The 19,928-nt window shown below is 45.4% G+C and carries 17 protein-coding genes and 1 pseudogene; 4 read left to right on the top strand and 14 right to left on the bottom strand.

Annotation, left to right across the window (positions count from 1 at the left end; genetic code table 11):
- Positions 1-174 precede the first annotated feature (174 nt).
- A complete protein-coding gene (locus ACJJIO_RS15810; protein ID WP_444909039.1) occupies positions 175-2,760 on the top strand; it encodes a thrombospondin type 3 repeat-containing protein in 2,586 nt (861 codons plus the stop codon).
- A gap of 58 nt (positions 2,761-2,818) precedes the next feature.
- On the opposite strand, the gene ACJJIO_RS15805 is transcribed toward ACJJIO_RS15810, so the two are convergent.
- From ACJJIO_RS15805 to ACJJIO_RS15760, 10 genes and pseudogenes are all read right to left on the bottom strand, one after another.
- Positions 2,819-3,601, bottom strand: coding sequence for a PhzF family protein (locus ACJJIO_RS15805; protein WP_444909038.1), 783 nt, complete (start codon positions 3,599-3,601; stop codon positions 2,819-2,821).
- A 198-nt stretch (positions 3,602-3,799) separates the two neighbouring features.
- Positions 3,800-4,351: a hypothetical protein gene (locus ACJJIO_RS15800; RefSeq protein WP_444885676.1), complete on the bottom strand. Its 552-nt coding sequence runs from the start codon at positions 4,349-4,351 to the stop codon at positions 3,800-3,802.
- Positions 4,352-4,918: 567 nt separating this feature from the next.
- Complete coding sequence (locus ACJJIO_RS15795; RefSeq protein ID WP_444909037.1) at positions 4,919-5,029, bottom strand: sugar phosphate nucleotidyltransferase; 111 nt, start codon at positions 5,027-5,029, stop codon at positions 4,919-4,921.
- A gap of 78 nt (positions 5,030-5,107) precedes the next feature.
- Positions 5,108-5,776 carry an HAD family hydrolase gene (locus ACJJIO_RS15790; RefSeq protein ID WP_444909036.1) on the bottom strand — a complete coding sequence of 223 codons (669 nt, stop codon included), beginning with the start codon at positions 5,774-5,776 and terminating at the stop codon, positions 5,108-5,110.
- Positions 5,766-6,455, bottom strand: coding sequence for a cytidylyltransferase domain-containing protein (locus tag ACJJIO_RS15785; RefSeq protein ID WP_444909035.1), 690 nt, complete (start codon positions 6,453-6,455; stop codon positions 5,766-5,768). Before ACJJIO_RS15785 ends, ACJJIO_RS15790 begins: the two co-directional genes overlap by 11 nt.
- Positions 6,452-7,198, bottom strand: coding sequence for an HpcH/HpaI aldolase family protein (locus ACJJIO_RS15780; RefSeq protein ID WP_444909034.1), 747 nt, complete (start codon positions 7,196-7,198; stop codon positions 6,452-6,454). The genes ACJJIO_RS15785 and ACJJIO_RS15780 overlap by 4 nt, the downstream gene beginning before the upstream one ends.
- Positions 7,199-7,239: 41 nt before the next feature.
- Complete coding sequence (locus ACJJIO_RS15775; protein ID WP_444909033.1) at positions 7,240-8,838, bottom strand: aldolase catalytic domain-containing protein; 1,599 nt, start codon at positions 8,836-8,838, stop codon at positions 7,240-7,242.
- A gap of 65 nt (positions 8,839-8,903) precedes the next feature.
- Positions 8,904-10,439, bottom strand: coding sequence for a hypothetical protein (locus ACJJIO_RS15770; RefSeq protein WP_444909032.1), 1,536 nt, complete (start codon positions 10,437-10,439; stop codon positions 8,904-8,906).
- 40 nt (positions 10,440-10,479) lie between these two features.
- On the bottom strand, positions 10,480-11,124 hold the full coding sequence (locus ACJJIO_RS15765) for a hypothetical protein (protein ID WP_444909031.1): 645 nt from the start codon (positions 11,122-11,124) through the stop codon (positions 10,480-10,482).
- Positions 11,125-12,089: 965 nt separating this feature from the next.
- Positions 12,090-12,966 (bottom strand): annotated as a pseudogene (locus ACJJIO_RS15760) (IS30 family transposase); the annotation flags it as partial.
- Between the two features lie 236 nt (positions 12,967-13,202).
- Between ACJJIO_RS15760 and ACJJIO_RS15755 the strand changes: the two are divergent.
- Both ACJJIO_RS15755 and ACJJIO_RS15750 read left to right on the top strand, forming a co-directional pair.
- Complete coding sequence (locus tag ACJJIO_RS15755; protein ID WP_444909030.1) at positions 13,203-13,469, top strand: thioredoxin domain-containing protein; 267 nt, start codon at positions 13,203-13,205, stop codon at positions 13,467-13,469.
- A gap of 114 nt (positions 13,470-13,583) precedes the next feature.
- Positions 13,584-13,856 (top strand): glutathione S-transferase family protein, encoded by a 273-nt coding sequence (locus ACJJIO_RS15750; RefSeq protein WP_444909029.1) that lies wholly within the window; start codon positions 13,584-13,586, stop codon positions 13,854-13,856.
- Between the two features lie 42 nt (positions 13,857-13,898).
- Here ACJJIO_RS15750 and ACJJIO_RS15745 read toward each other — a convergent pair whose 3' ends face one another.
- Positions 13,899-14,099, bottom strand: a complete 201-nt coding sequence (locus tag ACJJIO_RS15745; protein ID WP_444909028.1) for a hypothetical protein — start codon at positions 14,097-14,099, stop codon at positions 13,899-13,901.
- A gap of 213 nt (positions 14,100-14,312) precedes the next feature.
- Between ACJJIO_RS15745 and ACJJIO_RS15740 the strand changes: the two genes are divergently transcribed.
- Positions 14,313-14,546 (top strand): hypothetical protein, encoded by a 234-nt coding sequence (locus ACJJIO_RS15740; protein WP_444909027.1) that lies wholly within the window; start codon positions 14,313-14,315, stop codon positions 14,544-14,546.
- A gap of 685 nt (positions 14,547-15,231) precedes the next feature.
- Here the strand turns inward: ACJJIO_RS15740 and ACJJIO_RS15735 are convergent.
- The 3 genes from ACJJIO_RS15735 to ACJJIO_RS15725 all read right to left on the bottom strand — a co-directional run bounded on the left by ACJJIO_RS15735 (position 15,232) and on the right by ACJJIO_RS15725 (position 19,824).
- On the bottom strand, positions 15,232-15,891 hold the full coding sequence (locus ACJJIO_RS15735) for a glutathione S-transferase family protein (RefSeq protein ID WP_444909026.1): 660 nt from the start codon (positions 15,889-15,891) through the stop codon (positions 15,232-15,234).
- Positions 15,892-16,200: 309 nt separating this feature from the next.
- Complete coding sequence (locus tag ACJJIO_RS15730; RefSeq protein ID WP_444904158.1) at positions 16,201-17,919, bottom strand: DUF8614 domain-containing protein; 1,719 nt, start codon at positions 17,917-17,919, stop codon at positions 16,201-16,203.
- A gap of 72 nt (positions 17,920-17,991) precedes the next feature.
- Complete coding sequence (locus tag ACJJIO_RS15725; RefSeq protein WP_444909025.1) at positions 17,992-19,824, bottom strand: ABCB family ABC transporter ATP-binding protein/permease; 1,833 nt, start codon at positions 19,822-19,824, stop codon at positions 17,992-17,994.
- Between the last annotated feature and the right edge of the window lie 104 nt (positions 19,825-19,928).

Raw genomic sequence — 19,928 nt, 5'->3', positions numbered from 1 at the left:
GGCTCATCTATTCTGATAAGAAATAAAAATCAGGTATTTACTCCACAAATTACATCTATAGGGAAGCAACCTTCAAGAAGTGGGCACTTATTTTCACTTCTATTTTCTCGTAGCAAATGACAGTTCTTCCCCAACAGATAACAAAAAAGTATTTGTTTCCAGAGATTTCAAAGCATGTCAAAAATATCGTTAATTGTATTTTTTCTTTCGCTACTGCTATTGAGTGCCTGCGGATCGGACAAAGGAAAAGCCCGAGCCGCCGATAACTTCCCCCCGGGCTCCAATGTGACAGACAGTGATGGAGATGGCGTTCGCAATTCCGACGATAACTGCCCCAGCATCAGTAATCCCTCCCAAGATGACCTCGACAGCGACGGTAGCGGTGATGCCTGTGACAACGATGATGACAGTGATAATCACCTGGACTTAGAAGATAACTGTCCACAAATCGCCAACATCGATCAGGCAGATAGTGACGGCGATAAAGTTGGCAATGCCTGCGATGAAGATCTCGATGGTGATGAAGTAGTCAACGATGCGGATAACTGTCCTGCAAACGCCAACCATGAACAGAGTGACATGGATGGCGATGGTGTCGGTGACAGCTGCGATAACGACCTCGATGGCGATGACTTCACCAATAGCCTCGATAACTGCCCCACCGTCTCCAACCCAGACCAAACCGATCAAGACAATGACGGCATTGGCGATCTATGTGATAGCGACAGTGATACCGACAATGATGGCCTGGATGATGGTGTAGACAACTGCCCGCAAGTGCCCAACGGAGATCAAGTGGATACCGACAACGACGGCACGGGCAACGCCTGCGATAACGACGATGACGGTGATAGCATAGAAGATATCAGTGACAACTGCCCTGGCAAACCAAACCCAGCACAAGAGGATCAGGACAACGATGGATTAGGCAATGTCTGCGATCCGGACCTCGATAACGACGGCATTGATAATGAAGCTGATAATTGTCCTGCTATCGCCAATACCGACCAAAGTGATATCGACTCCGATGGAAAGGGCGATCTATGCGATAGCGATGATGATGCGGATGGCATTGAAGACCATGCCGATAATTGTTCCGTCGATGCCAATGCAGATCAAACCGACACTGATAGAGATGGCAGAGGCGACCTATGTGACTCCGACCGGGATGGCGATGGGGTAGACAACGATGCAGACAATTGCCCCCTCGTGGCCAATGAGGACCAGGTAGATACCGACGGTGACAGCTTCGGCGATGCCTGTGATAACAACTCTGATATCGACGGGGATTTAATTACTGACTATGTCGACAACTGTGTAAACATTGCCAATACCAGCCAATTCGACCGAGACGGAGACGGTATTGGTGACGCCTGTGACAACGATAAGGATGGTGACGGCAGTGCCAACACAGAAGATAACTGCCCTGCCATTCCCAATCGAGACCAAGCCAATAACGATAGTGACCAGTTCGGTGATATCTGTGATAGCGACGATGATAACGACGGTATCATCGACCTGATCGATAACTGTCGCTTCGACCCCAATGCCCACCAAAAGGATAGCGATGCCGACTACCTCGGTGACGCCTGCGACCCCGATCTGGAAAACGATGGCATCGTAAATAGCAGTGACAATTGTCCCCATAACCCCAACACACTTCAGGAGGATCATGATGGGGACGGCGTCGGGGATGCCTGCGATACCAATACCGATGCAGATAACGATAGCTTCGACGATGGTGTAGACAATTGCCCCGCAGTAGCGAACCCGAATCAATCAGACCAGGACAACGATGGCCTGGGAGACATTTGTGACAATGACCGGGATGGCGATGGTACGACAAATGAACAAGATAACTGTCCCTTCGTTCCCAATGATCAAAGCGATAGTGACGGCGACGGAAGCGGTGATCATTGTGACAATGATGTCGATGGAGATAGCATCGAGGACACCCTAGACAACTGCCCACATGTACCAAACCCGGAGCAGGAAGACGGGGATGAAGATGGCAACGGCGACGCCTGCGATAGTGATATCGATAATGACACCCTGGATGACAGCGCAGATAACTGCCCAGCTATTTCCAATCCAACGCAAACAGATAGTGATGGAGACGGACAGGGAGACGCCTGCGACCTCGACGTAGATAACGATGGTGTGGAAAACACCTCAGATAACTGCCCTCAAACCTGGAATCCGAATGGAGAAGACTCTGATCAGGACGGCATTGGTGACGCCTGTGACTACGATACTGTCCTTTCCTGCACTTCCTTCGAGGGGCTTGAAATAATGGATGGCGCTAGCACAGAGCTGGAACATGGTATCAATGCTCCCTGCGATGGCTGCTCAGTAGTTTCATTAGCCAAAGTAGGCAATGAAATACTCTCCGATGCCGCCAGAATGGAAGTTGCGAGTGGCGCTGGAGGCAGCACTTATATCCAGGTCAACCACAGTAACGTGAAAAGTGGTCGCTACCTACTTAGCTTCCTGGTGGAAAATACGAGCTCAGTACTGGATCTTATCTACCTCAACAGTATTACCATCAGTACCTATCTGGACGGAACTGCTACAGGTGAAAGCATCAGCGGTTATAGGTTGGCTCCATTTAAGGTCAATGGTGCCCAGAATCACCGCCTGTTACTGGCAAATACTCAGGCAGACTTTAACCAGGTACGCCTGACTCTTGGCGGATTGGAGCTCACCAATAACAAGCTGGATATCTATCTCGCCTGTGCGGTTCCTATAAGCCTGCCGTAGTAAAGCCCTTATAAAAGTAATAAAGCCCCGAGTTCCGGGGCTTTATGTTTACAAAGGTTTATTGAAACGATATTTGACCGCGCATATAGTCAACGGCTTGGCCGATTAGAATAACCTCATCACCTACAACCTCACAGGTGAGTACTCCGCGCCTCTTTGATAGCTGCATTGCATTGAGATATGACTTACCCAAAACCTGACTCCAATAGGGTGCCAACTCGCAATGTGCAGATCCTGTTACGGGGTCTTCATTGACTCGCAGCTTGGGAAAAAAACAGCGACTGACAAAATCACAGTGATCCCCCGGTGCGGTAATTATCACACCCCTCAAATCGAGCTCAGCCAGCAACATGAAATTAGGCTTTACGCTCTTTAGTTGAGTCTCGCTATCCAGCACAACGATATAGTCAAAGGCAGCCAAAGTTTTCACAGGAACCACACTTAAAGCCTCGGCCAAACCTGATGGACATTCCGTTGGGGCAGGGATACTGATAGGAAATCGCATTTTATAGCCGCCTTCGCAGAGCCCCACTTTTAACAAGCCACTGCGAGTTTCGAAGTTGATAACAGGCTTTGCGTACGATAAATGTTTAAACAAAACATGGGCTGCCGCCAGGGTGGCATGACCACAGAGATCCACCTCAGCTTCAGGTGTAAACCATCGCAGTCTATAGCCCTCTCCCTCGGAAACAAAAAACGCCGTTTCAGATAAGTTATTTTCTGCAGCAATATTTTGCATTTGTATATCTGTGAGCCACTCATCAAGTGGACAAACCGCGGCCGGATTACCAGAAAAAATTCTGGATGCAAAGGCATCTACCTGATAAATATTAACTTCCATGTTCTTCTAAACTTCCCACTTATAAAATAACAACTAGAGTACTACTAGTAGCACCTCTATTACAGGCAACATATACAACGCAGCACAAAATTAACAAATATAAAAAAGGGACAATTTAGTGCCCCTTTAAGTAGAAACCTGGCTTTAAATAAAAAGTTAAATTTTCACCTTATCCATACCGCATACTCCAGAACTCTATCAATCCAAAGGACAAACACTTGCCAGGGAAGTAGTGAAAGCCCGCTTCATAAACTCAAACTGCTCATTGGTTTCCATGTGTGCACTCAAGGAGTTTCTGGCCGAGAGAAAGCGCTTTTTCTCAAGCTCCGTCATGCCGTCATGATAGAGGTATAATTTTTCAATCGGCTTCATGGCCGACTTTTCACTTCTATAAAATTTATCCTTGGACATAGCAAGGTCAACCTTATCCCGTATTGACCCATCCGGCATTATCTGAACAGACACACTCGGCACATAGTTTGCAATTGGCCCTTTTAGATTTAACACCTCGGGATTCAACTCACTGAGTTTCTTGGCGATATAGACTTTCAGTTTGTTATTTCTAACTTCCAATTTCACAAACGGCTTTATTATTTTGAATTTATCTTTATCTTCTTCAAACAACTGCACAGACGCCTCCAACATCACCAAACTCTGGGTGTTTAGAAAACGTTCATATTCCTCTAATTGACAAGACGCCTGTACATACTGACTAAAGAAGAAGGCAAGAACCAGGGCTGGTATTTTCATAGTTCTAATGATTATCCTTAATTTTTAGATATGGACCGCCCAATTCCACTGGGCAAATCTGACGTATATCACACCCTATTCTAGTCGTCTTTTTTTCTTGGATAATCTATAGGTTCACATTTGCGGATCTTCCCACAGAAAATACGCAGCTTCCTTCATTTTTCAGGTTATATACGCCATACAAAGGCAACACAAATAAGTACAAGGGCCAGACTTTCAAGGATTCATTCACCACGAAAACCAATGTAATAAAGCTGCTTAGAAGCTGTTTCATAACTTGAAATCGACTATTCTAACGCAATTACATAGAAAAAAGTCCAGCAATCGTGAGCCAATTCAAGTTATAAAACAGTTTCTAGCGTCATCGCCATAACGCTGCTGCAACTCCATATCAGCGGCACATACCGCCGGCGCAGTGTTGCAACCGAAGGGCTCGAGCAAGTAACGAAGCGGGATAAAAGGTGACAGCTCCCTATTCCCACTCTCTGTGCGGAAGAACAACTCGCGGTTAGTCACGATTGTAAGACTTTCAACCGTGCCAGTGGCATTTCCACGCAAGTAGATGTTCTAAAGTAAGGAGAACTCATCTTCCATCTTGACGAGAGGCTTGGGATTTGCCTCACGCGAGACAGGCCACAACCGAGAGCCAGCCCCACCTGCAATTATTAAGACATGCATGTCAACTCACTTGCTACTTATATCAAGATAAAAAAATACAGGAATAAATAAATCAAATCGTCACAGAAAACGCAGCAATTAAATTCTCACGAAATCGTTAATTGCTTCTTGAACGTTAATCTTGTTATGCGTTACCCACCGCTGCCAGTCAGCGACCTCACTCCAGCCACTCAAGAAAACAAAGTCCAACCCTGCGCCACTGGCTGCCTGGTAGTCGTACTTACTATCCCCCAAAAAAAGTGCAGGCTTTAAGATATTCCCATTTGCCAATTCACGAGAAAGAATTTCATCCTTGGTATGCGGACTTCCAAAAATACCCCCATCAAATAGCCCTTCCAATCCTCGCTGGGAAAACACATTGCGCAACTCTTCCTGATCCCCGCCAGAAACAATAAGCCATCGGGCGTTGATCGTTTTCTTACGTAACTGAGCAAGGCCGCTGACGATATCGCAGCTCAAAAGGCCTTGACGAACTTCTTCAGCGTACGTTTTCAGTAAAACGTCAAGGCCCGGCCCAGAACAACGCAATGCCAGCTCAGGCAGAATGTATTCAAAAAAATAGGCAAACTTTTTATACCGTGATACACCACCATTTGCCAGATGATAGTCCACCATGGACTCTGCCGCAGCCTTCCCATAAGGCAAGACGGCTTGATAAAAGGCTTGAGTTTTGACAGAATTTGAATGCAACACCACACCATCACAGTCAAAAACCAAAGTTTCGTAGGCGGATATATCAAAGTTCATCGTAAAACTCTTTCATTGCCAGTGAAATTTGATAGCCCTCATACCCGTCAATATCCACACTGGAAATTTTACTGACCTGGTACATAAAAGGCTTTGAACCAAGAAAGTAACCTTCAGCCAAGGTAGCCTCTTTATTGCGCATGTATAAGCCGTTGGTAACTCGATAGATATTAGGTAATTCTTTACTGATGGTTTGATGCCTATCTGCACGATAATTCAATGGACCCTCATCACTCCAGAAGTATTCCTTCAGTAAATTAACAGACACCAAACTATCATGTATCTTATTTTCTACAACCTTAGAAAGATAAAACTGAAAAGCCTCGCGATACTCTGAGGGCTTCATTAACGGTAAGACAACCGTTACCCAGGCAAAGTGTTCCGTAGGCAAATCATTGATAACTCCCTTGATTACCTCGCTAAGCGACGCATCATGCCCAGTGCTAAGATAGCTTTTGGGAGGAATAAACTCAACGCCCATATTATCTGCAATGGCCTTTACATGGATAGAATTAGAACTTAAAAATATACGATTTCCACTTTGCAATCGTTTTAATTGATCTATTTTCCACTCAACAAGATTTAGCTTCTCATGATAGGGAAGAAAAAATTTTTTCTTTAAGCGGCTACTGCCTTCCCGCACAGGTATAACCACAGAAATACCAGTAAATTCATTCATCCGATCATTTCTTTCACACCTATACAGGCCTCGAGATAAACGTTTACATCAACGGAGTACGCTATATAGTGAAAGCCCTGCTGACGCAAGATTTTGACATTATCGAGAGAATCACTGAAAGCGCCCAGTAGAACACCTTTCTCCTTCGTCTTTTGGGCAATCTCTCGCATTAAATATAAGACCTCTGGCGCATCTACATCACCAGGTTTCCCTACTGACTGCGAGAGATCATATGGGCCAATAAAGAGAACATCGAAGTTGGGCACGTCGAGAATCTCATCTAAATTCCGGACGCCTTCAATCCCCTCCACCTGCAACACTACAACTGCCTGGTTACCTTGCGCAAAGTAATTGGCTTTATCTTGACTACCGAACTGAGCTGCTCGAACAAAACGACATACACCACGGCTACCGTGGGGATAGAAACGCGCAGCGGCTACTGCTGCGTGTGCTTGGTCCGCCGTATTAATATTGGGCACCTGCACTCCAGCAGCACCAGCATCAAGCGCATTCCCAATAGCGTGAGCATCAACGCCCTTGACTCTCACGATAGGTTGCATCGACGTCAGGCGTGCTGCTCTAATATGATGCTGAAGGTTCTCCAGGCTAACAGGGCCATGCTCCGTATCTAAAATAATGAAATCCAGGCCAGATAGTCCTGCTGCCTCGACAAATGCACTATCAGTAGTCTTGCTAAACATCCCGACAGCCACTCTATTCTGCATGATATCAATCAATGCCATGTAATTTCCTACGAATCAATTTGCGCGGAATAGTGCACAGGTTAGAGTGCATAAACACTGGCAACATTAATGTTATAACGCGTTGGCGTGACAGCCTTAATAGGGGCTGCGCCTTCTGCGTCTCCATAAGCAACCAATAGCTTTTCCATCTCAATATTACGTGGGTCATCCGCAGCAAACCCATCAAAACCAGCCATTAAGACCTGTTTAGCATTGCCACTGGTTGCCACAGCTAACGCATAGGCAACGACGAGCGATGAAGGCGCAGTGCAGTGAGTATCTCCAAACTCAAATAAACCTGCCTGCACATTTATGCCGAAGTCCAGCACCTCTTTGTCCGCAAGTAACCTCTGTACATCTTCCGGCAGCATCGAGTAAGGTGTGATCAAAGGCTGCGGCAATTGCGTATGTGCCCCACAGTCCGCCAACAAACGTAATGGGTGACAAGCCACGCGTAAATCTATCAATTCAGCATCAATAGCGTTTTGTGTGTTCAATGCCAATACCAATGGCTTTTGATCACTGATATAACGTTCAAGCGCCTGCCGATGGCGTGCGACACCGGGCCCAGTGCCGAGCAACAACACATCACGCCCCGTAAAATGCTCAAACGGCGACCATTGTCCTTTTGGTTCACCACGGAAGAAATGTCTCGCAGCATCCAAGGTATTCAGACTGAACTTTTTGCCACCTTTCAAGCGCAGATGCTCGATAACTGCCAAGACGTCTTCGTCATCGAAGCGAGAGTCACTGAGCATTTCCTGGATGTAGGTAGGATGAATACCGTACTTACCTGCCAAGTAATAGTAGGGGTTGGTGCCCCAACCGTAGTGGACCTGCATGGGCTTAAAATGCTTACGAAGTAGCGCCATCAACGGTACCATATTCGAAGGCTTACGGCCCCTCTCAGAAATTTCAATGGCCAATTCTTCTGTACGCGCGTTCCCCGGCCCGCGTCCCATGCCTGTCACTGTAGAATCCACCCAAGTCACACCTTCATCCAATGCACGTAAAGTATTGGAGAGAGCCAGACCAAGATTGTCGTGAGTATGAATACCCATCTCACCGTTCCACTCACTGCGGAACCAGTGGATGAGCTGCGTCACTTGATCCGGGTTCATGCTACCCATACTATCCGCAAAGTAGAGTACATCCAGAGGATACTTTGCCGCTTCTCGAGCTAGGCCCTTTACCTCTTGCTGGGTTCGGTCGGCTACTTGCATTAAATTAAAACCGACCTGATAACCCCGCTCTTTTAACCAGCCCACTGCCGGCAGTGCCTCGGTAAATTCATGCACATGGCAAGCAATACGCACTAAGCCCACTGGGGATTGATCTGCAGGCACAGGGAATAAATGCTGCAGCACCTCTTGCTGCGGGAAATCCCCAATCAGCTCAATGCCGTTAACCATGACACCGACGTCCAAGCCTGCCGGAATATCTAAGCTTCTAATAAAATCATCAGTAGTAAACGCACAGGGACCTTGAAAACCTTTGCTTTTCAGTGTGCGCAACCCCAATTCCACGATATCCACACCTGCGGCCTCGACGGCCTCGATGTAATTGAGGATAAGATCTCTAGAAAAATCCCAGCAGTTGTAATAACCACCATCTCGCATGGTGCAATCTAAAAATTTCATAATCTAGGCCTTATATAAGCTTAAAATGAAAAACCTTGAAACACTCGAGAGATGAAGATAAAAACTTATAGCATCATTGATGCAGAAACTTTTGGCCTCCAATTGCTAGACCTATTTATCAAAAGTTTCATATCAAGGAAACCAACATTTTCAGGCACATCCACAGAAAAACTTCCCTTCACCTCCCTATCTAACACTGCAACTCCCTTACAGTCCTTAAGTCTTAAAATTAAACTTTTAATGTTTTTCGAGTAATCATCCAATCTAAAGGATAATTTTTTATTGCTGATAAATGGAACATCAAATAGAGGGCTCTCATACGTACCTGCGCCATTCTCAACTGTTTTTTTCAAACTTGAGAGCCAATCATTTAAAGTTAAAGTCAAATCAATACTATTTTTCAACGCGCTGATCAAATAACTTGAATCTATACTGATATCTTGTCGATCCCAATCGTCCGTAGATATCTCCCCGACATCAGACACCATTTTTTTGGGTACTTCATGGGTGAGAGGGTGAAGAAAACTTCCTCTACCGAAAGCTAATTTAGGGCGATAAGCAATGCCTGGACACGCCCCTATGGCAGAGCACCATATAGAATCCGTTAAGTAACTTGAGAAATAGAAATCTACGCTTGAAGCAACAACTACCTTCTCTTTGGCTGTGGCTCCAATCAAATTAAGAACATTACTCTCTGGAAAATTTGATACTATAGAATTAAAGCAGCTCAATTCACTAGAGCACTTTGAGGCTACAAATTTTTCACGACCCTCTGAAGGTACACGAGTAAGCCCATCAAAAACAAAGAGGGGATTTTTATACTTACAGGAGAGGTAGTCTATAACACCACATATTACAGTCTCTCTTTCTATGAACTTACGCTTTTCAAGACTCAACCCAAACCAAAACACCCTATCAAACCTGCTAAGCTCCCCCTCACCATCAGTCCTGGACTTAACCAATGAATATTTCAAAGTTTCGAAGAAACTTCTGGGTGATCGGGTATAAAGAGATTTTGACGGCATCAAATAAAAGCCAGACTCTTCAGCTTGCTCGCATCGAACAAATGATGTCGAAACCTCATCCAGCTCGATAAAAGAACCAGAAATATTTCGATACTTAACCTCCTCCAACTCATGAATCAAGCTGAGTGTTGGAAAGAGTTTGTCATAAAAGTAATGATATGGCCTACGGTACCCATTCAATATTCCATTAAAGCAGCCTTTATCGCCAATGGATAGATTCATCAAGGAACTTTCAAAAATTTTTTTAGCTTTTGACTTGGAACTATTTCCACATACGACCAAGTCGAAAGCTGGAATATATATAGAGTCACAAAAAACAAGATGCTGAATCACCCAGAATCCTGCTGCACCACTTTTAAAGTACAAAAAATTATGAGGGCAAATAAAACAACTCTGATTACAATAATCACTATCGCCACCAAAAACCGAGGGTGAAGTTATACGATCACCTGCAGTGGCCTCCTTTGTTATTTCAGAAAACTGCCTCTCTTCGAAATAAATAAAAACATCAAGTGCGCCCCTCCCTAAACCTCCGAAGCTGTCAGGTTTAACATCCTTTCGATCTACAAACCTCATCTGCTGCCCCTCTAATAAACCTACGACAAAAATTTACTTATTACTCGAATATACGCATTGAACAGCTGGTCAGCCCCACACCTAGAGAAAATGCAAGTGATTGAGCAGCTACAGTTTTAGAGTGGCCAGTACACCTCGGTGTTTCCTCTAGGTGATTGCCAAAATCACCGTATTTTAGGGGGGTATCTTCCTTTAAGTGCAGGCTACAGCTAGAGAAAACCGGCTTTAAAAGATAACTGTCAAGGCTTACAACTTCTAAGTTAGAAGAGAAATTATTATATATTTTTCGTCGTTTTATACAGGATACTGCTTCATTAAAGACTATGCTTTTATCCTCTGCAATTACGCTTCTAGCATGCGTAGAAAAACTAAAGCGCGCTAGGCCCTGAAGGTGACTCCTATCACTTCCAACTGAGGTAGAAATACCCCCCAAGTCTAGTGAGTTTTTCATACCATAAGACAATGAATAATGGCCACTACTTGCCCTAAACCACTTATAGCGAGATTCATCACCATGCATATATGGGTCACCAGAATCTACTATCACACTACCTATTCCAGAAGACCAAATGTCAGCATACAATGGAGAATAGCGCCCATGAGCACTCTCACCATTGTGGCTCAATATCAAAAACTCAGTATTATGATGTCTTGATGCGCTACGATAGCAACCAAGCTCGTTCATTCTTCTCCAACAGCTAGTTTTCTCTTGGTTATTAAACTTATTTTTTTTGATGGCTTGTTAATCTAAGCCCCACCGGGCTATCTCCATAGACTGGTGACGAATCATGAGGATTCTGGTTACTTCGTACTACATCAGGATTATTTTTTAGATAGCTAACTCTGCAAATTAATTCCGAGAGGCTTCGACCTATGCGCCAACCATAGCGAGGATAGCGCTGCACGGGTGTGAGCCTTGCATCCTCCAGATCTGAGAACGGAGAGTTCTTGAGTAACCGTACTTGATATTCCTCATTCACTACAGTGTTCGCCATACATTATCAATATAATGGTTGATATTTAATTAGAGCCTATTGATACTGGTAATTAATCCACCACAAATAAACACCAATACAAGCTAGGCAACTATGCAGTCGGCCAAACCAAACACTTACTTCATCAATTAAAGTTGGCAAAGACATGGACTCTATTAAACATAACCTTATGTTTTTGACTTACAATCCGCATATACTATAAAGCACTCTTCATTTAAGGCGCCCATTAAACTTTCGTAAATACCTACAGGGATTGCGATTGACCATCCAGATGCCAATATGGCAAGTTTTAATGTTCCGAATTTTGTTTGCATATCAAAATACAGCTTACCCCAAAAGTATATTTACCCATCGCCTTATAATAATTTTTTTCACTTGCGAAAATCGATTTTTAGAAACATAGCAACTGATAATTCTAGAGCTTATCGAACTTAGAAGTACACCAGCCCGCCCGCTAAATGTCCAATCAATAATGCGCCAACTTACTTTAATTGATGCGTATCAAACCTAATAGATTAGATGTACGACATTTTCCTATATGATAAAACTTAGATATCACAATTAGGACGCCAAATTTTGAGTTCAGATATAATGCGACTAGAAATACCTGCTCGTCAAAAATCGCTAACATCAAGTGATAACTGAAACTCCCAAATGCTGTGATTATATCATCTTGCAGCCCCTTAAATAATACATTTAGTGTTGGTGTCCTGCTTCCCCGGATCGCTCCTGACCTACCATTTAGGCGATTCATTACAAGTTGAACTTTCTCGCCTATTACTTTATTGATCTCTCTCCAAAAATGAATATGAATGAGTAAAATAGATATCAGGCTTTCAGCCTTATGCAATCGCCCCATGACCAGTGAACTCAAGACCATTTCCGAATGGTAATTGTTTTTATTTTACCTCTGAAACTCACCATATGACTAAATGCTGTCTCAGCTAACAAGTCTGATCGTTTACCCGTCAATCTAAAAATAACAGTAAAAAATATTTTACGCTCTACCAAAGTCAGCAAAGATCCGCCACGCTCCTTGCCTATAGCGGTATCACCTTCCCAGTCGCCAATCCGATTAATTCGGTCTACAACAGCTGGTCGATCATATATGCTCACTCTGTTTTTGATGTTTCCGCGTCGATCATACTTGCCGTTTCGCTTGCGATAGAGCTTTGATTTAATCCTAAGATGCTTGAATAAGTCTCCACCATTTTCCTGATCTAAATAAATTAGTTTGCAGATCGTTTCATGATGTAACGATACAGCTTTATGTCTCTTTAAATAGCTCACAGTCTGTTTTGGACTTAATTCTTTCCGAGTTAGGGTGTCTATTTGTTGCCACACGCTATCAATCACTTTTTGTGCCTTGTACGCTTGCTGACGTCTTAGTTCGGCGAACTTATGTACTTGCCCGAGACGATATCCTCGCAGGCCTATATTGAGTCATAGCTCTCGGCTGATCGTCGAGGGATATTCCTCTAACAATTTTGCTATTGCTCTCTGAGGATGTCCGGCTTTTTTAGGCTGTAAATCTGGTGTCGTTAGTTCTCACTTAGTTGGTAGTAGCTCCTCAATGTCTTTATCTTGATCGGGAGAGGTTCCGACTCTACCAGCTGAGCCCTCCTATACCAATTGCACTTATTATCCGTGACCAAGATTGAAAGAGCACTACAATATGTTGATAATCATTTTGATGATTTTGACAGAGTATTTTTCACCCCCCCTGTTACCTGACAAAAGATAATATCTTTAATTTTCAAGGGAAAACATGGTACGTATTTTATATATCAGCACCAAAATAATTCTCCAGCTGGGCTTTCGGGCATGGCTTCCTTTTAGGACGCTGGGTATTGAATTTAAAGAACAGGGGATTGATATTTACAAGCCGTTGCTCTTTGAAAATTTGCGTAGAATAGGTGAAATGTCTCCCGCTGCCTTGGTAGCCATGCTGGTGGAGAACCAAAGTGTTATCTTTGATTCGATGGATATTATGGAGTATGTCAATGAGATTGGTGGCAGACATTTACTTCCCTAAGATCCCTTAACGAGAGCTGGGGCACGTTCCTTCTTAAGTTGGCTGTGTGCCAGCCACTCAGGGCTATGCCCACAACTTTCATTTGAAAGTGCTTTCTAACAGGATAAGCGTCAGATGACCCAGTCTGAGCAGGCAGATGCCGAGCGATTGTTTCACTGCTGGGAGCAAGAATTAGTCCATAGTGGTGGCCCTTACCTTTGTGGTGATCTCTCCCTCGCAGATCTGGTACTGATGCCCACGGTTATCAGGTTGATTTCCCATAGCCCGGAAATGTGTGATTGGCCCCGGGCTCATCAATGGGTAATGAGGCTTCTGGCAAGAGAGAGTGTGGAAGAGTGGATGTCGGAAGCCAAAAGCTTAACCCCGGTAATTTTGCATAGCGATTGACAGTAAAGACATAGAAGCTATTTCATAATTTTTTTAATGTAATTAACATGCATGTAATATAGAAAAAGGCACGATAAGAGGACAAATATCGCTCCCATCTAACAACCAAACGGCTGTAATTTCCCAGCCAGGTAAAAGTCCGCTTAATTTTCCAACGGCAAGCATACCTTCTGAGTTTTCTACGAGCCTGCCTTGAGGCTTATTTCCTATTTTTCCGGTCTTGACAGATAAGGTCGATTCCACGACTCAACAGGTTATCTCCCAGAGCCCGAAGTAATGGTGCTTCCCAGTGGAATCCCTTCGCCATCGACCACCACCATCCACTTTGAATCCTTGCCCCGCTTGGTTTTCCCAATTTCATAGCCCCCTTTTTTTCTGGTGCAAATCTGCCATCAGAAAAGACCTCCTCCCAGTTAAGCAAAGACTGTTGATTCAACAGCTCTTGGAATCTTCTCCATGCCTGCAACCAAGCTCCTTGCTCTTCCCAAAATTGCAGCCTTCTCTAGTATGTACTCGGTGATGGATAGTGGGAAGGAAGATCTTTTCATCGAGTTCCAGAATGCAAAACCCACAGGATGTCCTCAAAGCAATCTCGATCATCAATGGGTGTGGGGCCTCCCTTTCCTCGTTTCAACTCAGGAAGACAAGGCTCGATCAATTTCCATTAATCATCGGTTAACTCTGATTTGAATCGGCTCACTATTGCTGGATTTTTTTCTATTTACCTGTGTGAGAATAGCCGATTTCAAGTTATAAAGCAGCCTCTAGTATGGATCACGGGGTTTATCTTTGGTTTTAGGTTTAGGTTTAGGTTTAGGTTTAGGTTTAGGTTTAGGTACCTTCATCAAAACCAGTAAACTCCTCGTTTTCAAGGGGATGTATCAGATTTGGCCTGAACTAATACACTTTGAGCTTATTATTTCTTACTTCCAGTTTCACAACTGGTTTTATTACTTTGAATTTATCCTTATTCTCTTCAAACAGCTACACAGATGCCTCCAGCATCATCAAGCTTTAGGTGTTTAGAAAACGTTCATATTCCTCTAATTGACAAGACGCCTGTACATACTGACTAAAGAAGAAGGCAAGAACCAGGGCTGGTATTTTCATAGTTCTAATAATTATCCTTAATTTTTAGATATGGACCGCCCAATTCCACTGGGCAAATCTGACGTATATCACACCCTATTCTAGTCGTCTTTTTTCTTGGATAATCTATAGGTTCACATTTGCGGATCTTCCCACAGAAAATACGCAACTTCCTTCATTATTTCAGGTTATATACGCCATTTGAGGACGACACAAAGAGGTAAAAGAACTAGTTCCTAAAGTACCCATTGAGTGAGGAAACCAATACGGGAAGCCTCGCTCCTCTTTACCTTCGGTAGTCATCCAGAATTACCGGCGGCAAGCTTTTGGCTTCCAGCATCCACTCTTCCACACTCTCTCTTGCCAGAAGCCTCATTACCCATTGATGAGCCCGGGGCCAATCGCACATTTCCGGGCTATGGGTATACAACCTGATAACAGTGGGCACCAGTACCAGATCTGCGAGGGAGAGATCACCGCAAAGGTAAGGGCCACCACTATGGGCTAATTCTTGCTCCCAGCAGTGAAACAATCGCTCCGCATCTGCCTGCTCAGACTGGGTCATCTGACGCTTATCCTGATAAAAAGCGCTTTCAAAAGAAAGTCGTGGACACAACCCTGAGAGACCCGCATGTTGCCAACTTAAGAAAGAACGTGCTCTAGCCTTGGCCAAAGGATCTGAGGGAAGTAAACTTCCGCCGCCAATATCGTTGGCATATTCCATAATGGCTAGGGAATCAAAAATAACACTCTGGTTTTCAACCAATACGGGTACTGAAACAGCGGGGGATATCTCACCAATCCGGCGAAGATTTTCAAAGCGCTGCGGCTTGCGAATATCAACAACCTGCTCTTCAAATTCAATACCCAGCTCCCTAAAAGGTAGCCATGCCCGAAAAGCCCAGCTGGAGGCATTTTTAGTACCAGTGTATAAAATACGTTCCATGTTTTTCCCTTAAAATTTTTAGATACGGTCTTTAAAACAGATAACAGGGTAATTAAATAGACTCAACTATAAATCCAAAATGATGATCAACCTACTGTAGTGTTTCTTCAATGTAAACCTCCTTATTTTTTATGATTAATCACTTAGCTTTTTCTATCAACCGATAAAAGAGTCTCCATAAAAGCAACATCTGATACTCAATATTTATTGCATCTAAACTGCACCCCTACTTTCCCCTAAGAGTTTATTCCAGGTAAAAATAAAAAACCCGGCAAATACCGGGTTTTTAAGGTGAAAATTTGCTTAGTTTTACTTCAAGCCAAGAACTTCTTTACCCTGGATGAAAGTAACATCCACGGGTATATCCGCCTCTGCCAATCGATCCAGGTCAGCCTGTAACTCAGGACCGATAACCCCTTTTTCAGCGAGCAGAGTTTTGGCCTGCTCGTAGTTACCATCACCCTGAATAGTCAGGATCAGGCGCGACAGGTTGGTCATGGCCTGCTGCATTTTTTCGAAATCCACACTGTATTGACCGGTTTTCGGATCGCGGGTAAAGGCGCCCTGCTCTTTGAAGAAGTTAAAGCGCATCATATTGGCCTTACCGTGGGCACTGGCTGCACCGAAGCGCACGCTGCGGAAAATACCAGCGAGGAAGGTAACGTAGTTATCCATCAGCTCGCCCTCTTGGATCTCGCCTTTCTCATGCAAGCGGGTCACCATATAAAGGCCGAGAATATCGGCTTTGCCTTCTTCCAGAGAGGAAGAAGTCTCCTTCAACACCTGGCGTACATTTGCTCCGCCGGTCACAGTCTTCTTAATACCCAGGCCGTGCGCCACCTCGTGGAACATGGTATTGGCAAAGAAAGCGGGGAATGTGATGTGCTTGCGCTGATCTGGAGCAATCAATACATCGCTGATGGGTACCAGGATCTTGTCAAACTTGGCACGCATAGCGTTTTTCAGCTGCAGGCGACGAGTGCCTTTCGCCAGCTGAACTTCTTCATCGTTAGGCAGGTTAATGGCAATCGTCTTGGAACCCGCATTGCTGTGACCTGCGTAGAAAAGTACATCGTACGCATTCAGATCAGAATCAGTACCCGGCTCTTCGGCCTTGTACTTTTCTTCTACCGGCAAGCCTTCCTGTAATTCAGGCAACAGCGCAGCAAACTTGGCCAGCTTCTTACTCCACTCTTTATCTTTGAGGAGTACGTAAGACTCGTAAGCCGTGCGATAGGCGAACATTTGATCTTCGTAGTTTTCAATGGGGCCGATCACTACGTCGATATCATTTTCCTTCATGTCCATCCATGCCATATCGCTGGGACGGAAATTATCATTGAGCAGCGCGTCGGCACGCATGTCCAGATAGTTGGCGAATTCTTTACTTTCCGCCAGCGCGGCTGCCTGGCGCAGGATATCCGCTGCCTTCTTCAGGTCAGCATTGTAGGCTTTGCTGTAGGGGATCAGCTCCAGCTTACCAGCATCGTTGCGGCGCACCAGAGAGTAGAGGCCATCTTTTCCAGGTTGGTCCCAGTTCTCAAACTCTTCGCGAGTCATATCTGCCGGATAGAAGTTGGCACCCAGGGGTTTGAGACCGTAGCCAGTGATAAACGGCTTATTGTCATTGAGGCGATCCCAAGGACCGTAATTAATCTCGGCAAACTTGCGCGCGCGGTTGTCTTCGATATCGGGCAGCAGCACTTCTGCTGGGCCGTAGGACTGCAACCAGAACAGTCGATCCATGATCCGGCTGGCATCAATCAACAGGCCGATCATCTTACGCTGATTCTCGCTAAGATTACTCATATCAGCGGTAAGTTCTACCGGTACATAAATATTAAAACGCTTATCAGCGTTTTCTATGGCTTGGCCTGCGGGCGGTGTGACCGTCTCAGATTCTACAATCTGTGCCTCCGCTTCATCTTTACGGATTTCCTCGGCCTGTTTGTCTTTGCTACAGCCGCCCACCAGCGCCATGGCCAGCAGTGCGGCAGCGATCTTGGTAGTGTGAAAGGGAATGGTCATATCGCTCTGCCTATCATTTTTTTGTTTCGGCGCCACATTAGTCTGGCTACACACAATTATCAAGACAGGCTTTTATGGCTCCGCCACCTGAGAAGCCACAGGAGTTTCCTCCCCCATCCCAGCCGTACGCTCCTGCTGTTGCATGCGCCACAGAGTCGCATAGTGCCCGCCTTCCTCCAGAAGCTGGCTGTGGGAACCCTGCTCAACGATCTGGCCTTGATCCATGACTAAAATCTTATCGGCATCTACAATTGTCGAAAGACGGTGGGCGATCACCAGTGTGGTCTGTTCGCGGGCAATTTCTTTCAGAGAGGCGACAATACTGCGTTCCGAACGGCTGTCCAGAGAGGAGGTGGCTTCATCAAAAATCATAATCGGTGGTTTTTTGAGCAGCGCCCGCGCTATGGCAACCCGCTGTTTTTCACCACCGGATAGCTTAAGGCCGCGCTCACCAACCAGAGTATCCACCCCCTGGGGCAGCTGGCGGACAAAATCCGACAGGTGGGCATGATGAATTGCAGCCATCACTTCCTCATCAGTGGCATCCACCCGCCCATAACGCACATTTTCTTTGATTGATTGGTTGAATAACACCGCATCCTGGGGCACCACACCAATAGCGCGACGCAAGGATTCCTGACTGACCGTACGAATATCCTGGCCATCAATGCGAATCGACCCATCACTTACATCATAAAAGCGGAACAACAACTTAAACAGGGTCGACTTACCGGCCCCGCTGGCTCCCACAATCGCCACTTTCTGGCGTGGCAGCACGGAAAAACTAACCTGGCGCAAAATTTCACGATTGTCTTTGTAGCCAAAGCGCACGGCATCAAATTCAATTCGCCCTTCCTGCACTTGCAAATCTGAGGCCTCGGACTGATCGGCCACCGCTGGCTTAACCCTGAGCAAAGAGAACATCTTTTCAATATTGGCCAGGGCACCTTTCATTTCCCGATAGACAAAACCGAGAAAATTCAACGGGATAAAAATTTGCATCATAAAGGCGTTAACCAGGACAAAATCTCCGATGGTCATCTGCCCCTTGGTCACACCTACTGCCGCCAAAATCATCGCTGCGCACATGGCAGAGGCAATAATCAGTGCCTGGCCAGTGTTTAGGCTAAACAGCGATAGGCGGTTTTTACGCCGGGCCCGCTCCCATACCGCCAGCTCACGATCGTAATGATTCGATTCGTGCCGCTCATTGGCAAAATATTTCACCGTCTCATAGTTGAGCAAGCTGTCTACCGCACGACTGCTGGCCTGGGATTCGGCTTCATTCAGGGCCCGTACAAAACGGGTGCGCCACTCGGTGGCCACGACAGAGAAACCGATATAAACAATAACGGCAACCAGCACTACCAGAGCAAACACGCCGCTGTAATTCCACCAGAGCAAACCTGCCACCATGGCAATCTCAAGCAGTGTGGGTACGATATTGAACACCATAAAGCGCATCAAAAAGCCGATGCCACTATTACCCCTTTCAATATCCCGAGAGAGCCCCCCGGTACGCCGATCCAAGTGAAAGTCCATATCCAACTTGTGTAGGTGCCGAAATACCTCCAGGCCAACTCGACGCTGAGCCCGTTCCGTCACCCGACCAAAGATGGTATCCCGCAACTCACCAAACAGAGTACTGGAGAATCGCACCGCACCATAAGCCAATAACAGCCCCAGTGGCAGAGCTATGGCTTGGGCAACACCACCGGTTTTATCCAGATTGTCGACGATATGCTTGAGGATAAAGGGTAAAGTGACCCCCGCAATTTTTGCCCCAATCAGGCACAAAATTGCCAGGGCGACAGCCCGGCGAAACTCCAATAAGTAGGGGAACAGGGTTTTCAGCGCACCCCAGTGCACCTCGTCCAGAGAAACAGTGGACTTGGGTCTCGGCATAATCAGTTCCGGAAGGAAAAATAGCCGCCTATTATAAATAGACTTAAAGGGTTATATAGACGCTCAATCGCAGAAACCGATTGGATGCAGAACCCCTAAACCAA

Source organism: Microbulbifer mixtoriginis (SeqCode) (assembly GCF_052467235.1).
This window is presented reverse-complemented; position numbering and strand designations above follow the sequence as displayed.

What these genes read in the sequence shown, in the direction of transcription:
- ACJJIO_RS15785 (WP_444909035.1), bottom strand. Translation starts at nt 6,455, where the DNA reads ATGAATGAATTTACTGGTATTTCTGTGGTTATACCTGTGCGGGAAGGC.
- ACJJIO_RS15735 (WP_444909026.1), bottom strand. Translation starts at nt 15,891, where the DNA reads ATGGAACGTATTTTATACACTGGTACTAAAAATGCCTCCAGCTGGGCT.
- ACJJIO_RS15775 (WP_444909033.1), bottom strand. Translation starts at nt 8,838, where the DNA reads ATGAAATTTTTAGATTGCACCATGCGAGATGGTGGTTATTACAACTGC.
- ACJJIO_RS15790 (WP_444909036.1), bottom strand. Translation starts at nt 5,776, where the DNA reads ATGAACTTTGATATATCCGCCTACGAAACTTTGGTTTTTGACTGTGAT.
- ACJJIO_RS15800 (WP_444885676.1), bottom strand. Translation starts at nt 4,351, where the DNA reads ATGAAAATACCAGCCCTGGTTCTTGCCTTCTTCTTTAGTCAGTATGTA.
- ACJJIO_RS15765 (WP_444909031.1), bottom strand. Translation starts at nt 11,124, where the DNA reads ATGAACGAGCTTGGTTGCTATCGTAGCGCATCAAGACATCATAATACT.
- ACJJIO_RS15730 (WP_444904158.1), bottom strand. Translation starts at nt 17,919, where the DNA reads ATGACCATTCCCTTTCACACTACCAAGATCGCTGCCGCACTGCTGGCC.
- ACJJIO_RS15805 (WP_444909038.1), bottom strand. Translation starts at nt 3,601, where the DNA reads ATGGAAGTTAATATTTATCAGGTAGATGCCTTTGCATCCAGAATTTTT.
- ACJJIO_RS15770 (WP_444909032.1), bottom strand. Translation starts at nt 10,439, where the DNA reads ATGAGGTTTGTAGATCGAAAGGATGTTAAACCTGACAGCTTCGGAGGT.
- ACJJIO_RS15755 (WP_444909030.1), top strand. Translation starts at nt 13,203, where the DNA reads ATGGTACGTATTTTATATATCAGCACCAAAATAATTCTCCAGCTGGGC.
- ACJJIO_RS15725 (WP_444909025.1), bottom strand. Translation starts at nt 19,824, where the DNA reads ATGCCGAGACCCAAGTCCACTGTTTCTCTGGACGAGGTGCACTGGGGT.
- ACJJIO_RS15750 (WP_444909029.1), top strand. Translation starts at nt 13,584, where the DNA reads ATGACCCAGTCTGAGCAGGCAGATGCCGAGCGATTGTTTCACTGCTGG.
- ACJJIO_RS15810 (WP_444909039.1), top strand. Translation starts at nt 175, where the DNA reads ATGTCAAAAATATCGTTAATTGTATTTTTTCTTTCGCTACTGCTATTG.
- ACJJIO_RS15740 (WP_444909027.1), top strand. Translation starts at nt 14,313, where the DNA reads ATGCCTGCAACCAAGCTCCTTGCTCTTCCCAAAATTGCAGCCTTCTCT.
- ACJJIO_RS15780 (WP_444909034.1), bottom strand. Translation starts at nt 7,198, where the DNA reads ATGGCATTGATTGATATCATGCAGAATAGAGTGGCTGTCGGGATGTTT.
- ACJJIO_RS15795 (WP_444909037.1), bottom strand. Translation starts at nt 5,029, where the DNA reads ATGCATGTCTTAATAATTGCAGGTGGGGCTGGCTCTCGGTTGTGGCCT.